The organism is Streptomyces anatolicus (assembly GCF_019400875.1).
Lineage (GTDB): Bacteria > Actinomycetota > Actinomycetes > Streptomycetales > Streptomycetaceae > Streptomyces > Streptomyces anatolicus.
Window position 1 is genome coordinate 1 of sequence record NZ_WMBF01000832.1, and the last position, 1,301, is coordinate 1,301.

The 1,301-nt window shown below is 74.3% G+C and carries 1 protein-coding gene; it reads left to right on the forward strand.

Annotated features, from left to right (window positions below; translation table 11 throughout):
- On the forward strand, window positions 1–1,291 hold a 1,291-nt coding region (locus GKQ77_RS32800; RefSeq protein WP_258022361.1), incomplete at its 5' end, for an APC family permease.
- Between the last annotated feature and the right edge of the window lie 10 nt (window positions 1,292–1,301).

Consider the following 1,301-nt stretch of genomic DNA (forward strand, 5'->3'; position numbering starts at 1 on the left):
CGCCCCGACCGCGCTCAAGAAGGCCCTGACCACCCCGCTCCTGTACTTCTTCATCCTCGGAGACGTGCTCGGCGCGGGCGTGTACGTCCTCGTCGGCCAGGTCGCCGCCGACTCCGGGGGCGCCGTATGGGTGCCGCTGGTCGTGGCCCTGTGCCTGGCGCTGCTTACGGCCGCCTCGTACGCCGAACTGGTCACCAAGTACCCGCGCGCGGGCGGCGCGTCCCACTACACGACGCTGGCGTACGGCCCCTTCGCGGGGTTCGTCGCCGGGTTCTGCATGCTGGCCGCGGGGATCGTCTCCGTCGCCGCGCTGGCCCGGGGGTTCGCCGGTGACTACCTGACCGAGTTCGTCACGCTCCCGGTCGTCCTGGTCGTGATCGTCTTCCTGGCCGCCCTCGCGCTCCTGAACGCGCGCGGCATCAGGGAGTCGACACGCGCCAACGCCGTCGCCACGGTCGTCGAGGTGAGCGGCCTGCTGATCGTGATCGGGCTCGGCCTGTGGATCGTGCTGCGCGGCGACGGCGACCTGGGCAGGCTCACGGAACTGGGTACGGAGAGCCACGGCCCCGCGGCCGCGGTGCTGAGCGGGGCGGTCCTCGCGTACTACTCGTTCGTCGGGTTCGAGACGTCGGTGAACGTGGCCGAGGAGACCCGGGACCCGCGCCGCTCGTACCCGCGGGCGCTCTTCGGCGCCCTGGTCACCGCGGGCGCGGTGTACGCGCTGGTGGGAGCGGCCGCCGCGGCCGCCGTGCCGACCGGGACGCTGGCCGAGTCCAGCGGGCCGCTGCTGGAGGTCGTGCGGGCGGCGGGCGGCGTCCCGACGGAGCTGTTCAGCGCCATCGCGCTGGTGGCGGTCGCCAACGGCGCGCTGCTCACCGGCATCATGTCGTCGCGCCTCGCCTACGGCATGGCGCGGGACGGCCTGCTGCCCGGGTTCCTGACGAAGGTGCTGCCCGGGCGCCGCACGCCGTGGGCCTCGATCGCCGCGACGACGGCCCTGTCCCTGCTGCTCGCGCTCACCGGCGACGTGGCCACGCTCGCGTCGACGCTGGTGCTGCTCCTGCTGGTGGTCTTCTTCCTCGTCAACACCTCGGCCCTGGTGCTGCGCCGCGACAAGGCCGCCCGGGACCACTTCCGGGCGCCGACGGTGGTGCCGCTGCTCGGCGCGGCGTCCTGCGTCGCGCTCGCGACCCAGATCGAGCGTGAGGTGTGGGTGAGGGGCCTGATCGTGCTCGCCGTCGGCGTGGTGTGCGGCGCGGTCGCTGCGGCACGGCTGCGGCGGCGCGGCTGAGCGGGGGGGG